Annotated in this window: 5 protein-coding genes and 1 tRNA gene; 5 read left to right on the plus strand and 1 reads right to left on the minus strand. The window is 38.1% G+C overall.

The annotated features are described in order from the left end of the window. The first annotated feature begins 466 nt into the window (after positions 1-466). The 3 genes from HMPREF0549_RS05340 (at position 467) to HMPREF0549_RS05350 (ending at position 2,457) form a co-directional block, all read left to right on the plus strand. Positions 467-1,387, plus strand: a complete 921-nt coding sequence (locus tag HMPREF0549_RS05340) for a hypothetical protein (RefSeq protein WP_003717242.1) — start codon at positions 467-469, stop codon at positions 1,385-1,387. Between the two features lie 65 nt (positions 1,388-1,452). Beyond that, the gene (locus tag HMPREF0549_RS05345) at positions 1,453-1,848 is read left to right on the plus strand and encodes an ASCH domain-containing protein (RefSeq protein WP_003717243.1); all 396 of its coding nucleotides are present in this window, start codon (positions 1,453-1,455) and stop codon (positions 1,846-1,848) included. Between the two features lie 12 nt (positions 1,849-1,860). Next, positions 1,861-2,457, plus strand: a complete 597-nt coding sequence (locus HMPREF0549_RS05350; RefSeq protein ID WP_003717244.1) for a non-canonical purine NTP pyrophosphatase — start codon at positions 1,861-1,863, stop codon at positions 2,455-2,457. On the opposite strand, the gene HMPREF0549_RS05355 is transcribed toward HMPREF0549_RS05350, so the two are convergent. Further along, positions 2,431-2,772, minus strand: a complete 342-nt coding sequence (locus HMPREF0549_RS05355; RefSeq protein WP_003717245.1) for a hypothetical protein — start codon at positions 2,770-2,772, stop codon at positions 2,431-2,433. The two genes, HMPREF0549_RS05350 and HMPREF0549_RS05355, sit on opposite strands and share 27 nt — an antisense overlap. A gap of 140 nt (positions 2,773-2,912) precedes the next feature. Here HMPREF0549_RS05355 and HMPREF0549_RS05360 point away from each other — a divergent pair, with 140 nt between their 5' ends. Then, complete coding sequence (locus tag HMPREF0549_RS05360; RefSeq protein WP_003717246.1) at positions 2,913-3,230, plus strand: hypothetical protein; 318 nt, start codon at positions 2,913-2,915, stop codon at positions 3,228-3,230. A gap of 47 nt (positions 3,231-3,277) precedes the next feature. After that, a tRNA-Gly gene (locus tag HMPREF0549_RS05365) sits at positions 3,278-3,348 on the plus strand. The last annotated feature ends 44 nt before the right edge of the window (positions 3,349-3,392 follow it).

Below are 3,392 nucleotides of genomic sequence, written 5' to 3' on the forward strand. Positions count from 1 at the left end.
GTATAGTCTACAATCATTGTTATATTAACGATTGAAGCCTTGAATGTACATCTTTTGTATATTCAAGGCTCTTTTTTATATATTTAAGGTGTTTTTCAATCTGCTCCTCAGCTTTATTTTGATATTACTAGGTAAGAGTATACTTTACTGGATATAGTGCAACTATGAGGGCACTTCTGTATTACTACAGCTAGTTTTCAAATTTAATAATGAACAGAAAGAAGACTATCAGTTGAAGAGAATCTTACTTTTTTACGTTAATCTGCTGATAGATTATTATTTCAAATTTTGGCTTTAAAATGATTGGGCCATCACTCTAAGATTATGATACAATACCGTGAGTAATATTATAGCGTGATTAACAAAGCGAGGAAAAAATGAAACGTGCCAACTTTTTAAACGTTGGAAAATTGCTCTGGTGGTTATCATTACTAAATTGCTGACCTTTCATGGAGCTTTTGCCTCAATGGGGTCAACTGGTGGAGGGGGCGGTTCATCAAGCGGTGGTGGAAGCTCATCAAGCAGCAGTATTATAAGCAGTGGAAATGATAAATCTGGAGATAGTTTTAAGGCATTCTTGTTCGTCCTGTTTTTCTGTGGGTTATATATTCTTAGCTCTGTCAGCAAAATGGTGGTACGACTTTATCGGAGAACTCGTGACATCACGGAAGTTAATGGTTTGTCCAAATGGATGTTAATTCCTAATATGAAGATTAAGGACTTTAAACAAGGACTCAAGAGAGCTAAGATCCGCTTAGAAAATGATGCTGTTGATAATCAATTAGCACAGGGCTTAGTCGAAACATATGCTTGGGCACAATTTGTTTATGGCCAGTCGATTCGTCGGTGCTTTGCTGACAGCAGTAATTATTTGGATCAGTTGAAATCACAACTGGGACGGGTTTCCCTGTCAACAATGCATGATGAAATTATTGCCAAGGCATCGAACGGGATCATTGATGATGTGCTGGTTAACCATGGAAAAGTTGTGTCAGCTCAGAAAATTTCACCTGACCTAATTATTGCAAAGGTCCAAGTAAGTGGGATTGATAGTGAAGTGAATGTTCTCTCTGATTTTAATTCGTCATTTAAACGGCAACAGTGGACAGATTATGTTGTCTTTGGACGAAAACAAGGAAGTGCGCAGTGGAAGATTTATAACATCGTTTATGGTGCCCACTTCCACCTGAATGGAGAAGACTTTAATCATCAACAGAGCCTTGATATCAGTGGGTACACCGAAGAACATTTGGAAGTTTCGCCAGAGTTAGTTAAGTCAGCTGAAGACTATAAGAAACGTTTCAATCGGCGTAAAAATGTGAAAACGGTGGTCCGCTGGATAGTGTTCATTCTGGGATTACTGTTTGTTAATCATATTTTAGGTTAAATAAATGACACTATGAATCCTACTATTTCAGGATTGGTGGTGCCATTTTAGGAAGGAGTGTCAGTATGAAAGCCTTATCGATTCGGTCGGATTACGCTGCTGATATTATGAATGGGACAAAAACTGAAGAATACCGTTCATGGTCAACTAAGTATCGGGGAGACCTGTTGATATGCAACACTGCCAAAAAGATTCGTGGCTTTGTGCCTGGATATGCCCTCTGTGTTGCTAAAATTGTTGGCATTGAGCAACGGCAAGACCAGGGTGGCTCTTATTATGCTTGGAAGATCGCTCCGTTTGCGAAAAATGGATCGTATTGGATTAAGCCAATTAAAGTTAAGGGGCAATTGCGATTATTTAATGTTGATGATCATCTGATTGAACGGGCCCCATTTACAAATATTCATAGTAAGGCGGCAATGGAATGGATTAACAAAGTAATTGCACCGCTTCGTTATTAGGAGGAGATTCAATTGCAGTTTGTTGTTGCTAGTCATAATCACGATAAAATTGAAGAACTTCAACGGAGCTTTCGTGTTTGTAATAATGAAGTAATTCCATATACGGACTTGCTCCCTAAAATAAAATTCCCTCCAGAGGGGAACCGGTCATATGAAAAAAATGCGAGTAATAAAGCACTCTTTATTAGTAAACTTCTTCCTGATAGATTAGTTATTGCAGATGATTCAGGGCTACTGCTTACAGCTAGGCCCGAAATTCTTGGAGTGAGGACAGCACGTGATCTTACAGATTATCCCACGCCCCATCAGTATGCACAGCACATTATTCGTCTTGTTCAAGGAAAGAACCGCACGTTTATCATGCAGACCAGTATTGCGTGTGCTCATCAAGGAAAAATTATTAAAGTGGTTGATGGCACATTAAAGGGACAAATTGCAAGCACTGAACGTGGAATTAATGGCGAAGGATTTAGTCGAATTCTCATTCCACGTGATTCAACTAAAACATTAGCCCAGATGACATTTAATGAAAGCTATCCGTACTTAACACGGGCACGGGCTGCTGAAAAACTAATTAGATTCTTAAAAGAAAATCGTGATCAATGCTAGACCAAGGTTAATAATCATCCCCGCAAAAACCAGTCGTGAATGACGAGGATTGCCAAACGTTACAATTTTTTCACGGAAGGCATTCGCGGTAAGAATAAAGAGAACAATAGAAATGACAAGCCAAATAAGATTAGCAAGAAGGCTAGTCTTCCAAGTAAGGAATAGTTGAATTATCTGGCAGGTTAGGAGAATAAAGAAAAAACAACGGGTAATGATTAGCCAATTACTAACGTGCTTCTCCATTTTGGCATGGAGACCAGCAGTGGAAGAAATGAATAAAATAACAATTGCAAATAAAATTAGAAGATTTAGCATCGGGAAACTCCTTTCAGGATCTGATTTTATCACTGATAAGAATTTATGGGTTTTAAGAGAGACACTTTACTTGAAAAAATGCTGGAAAAAGTGTATTGTACATTATTGTGTTTACTAGAAAAATGAAGGGGTGATAGCCTGTGGCTGATTTTGAAATTGGTGATCTTGTTAAGGCAAAGAAATTTGGCCCGATGGATCATGACTTTACCGGAATCGTTGAAAAAGTCTACAACAATTCTATTATGATTTCGATTCAGGACTTTGATCCTAGCGATAAGAATGGTGTTAATGAATTAAACAGTCGTGCTGTTATTCGGCAAAGTGAAGCCAAGATGATTAAGGCTGTTCCACGTACTGAAAAAGCTGACGATGAAGACGAAGATGATGACGAAAAGTCTTCCAAGTCATCTGCTGATTCAAAGGCAACAAAAAAATCATCAAAAAAGGCTGACAAATAGTTGGATTAGCGATATACTTACTAAGTAATTGCTATTACTTAGTTTATGCGGGTATAGTTTAGTGGTAAAACTTAACCTTCCCAAGGTTGCGTCGCGAGTTCGATTCTCGTTACCCGCTTATAGAAAAAGCAAGGAAAACATTTTGTTTTCCTTGCTTTTTTC

Source organism: Limosilactobacillus vaginalis DSM 5837 = ATCC 49540 (genome assembly GCF_000159435.1).
GTDB classification, from domain to species: domain Bacteria; phylum Bacillota; class Bacilli; order Lactobacillales; family Lactobacillaceae; genus Limosilactobacillus; species Limosilactobacillus vaginalis.

What these genes read in the sequence shown, in the direction of transcription:
- HMPREF0549_RS05355 (WP_003717245.1), bottom strand. Translation starts at nt 2,772, where the DNA reads ATGCTAAATCTTCTAATTTTATTTGCAATTGTTATTTTATTCATTTCT.
- HMPREF0549_RS05345 (WP_003717243.1), top strand. Translation starts at nt 1,453, where the DNA reads ATGAAAGCCTTATCGATTCGGTCGGATTACGCTGCTGATATTATGAAT.
- HMPREF0549_RS05340 (WP_003717242.1), top strand. Translation starts at nt 467, where the DNA reads ATGGGGTCAACTGGTGGAGGGGGCGGTTCATCAAGCGGTGGTGGAAGC.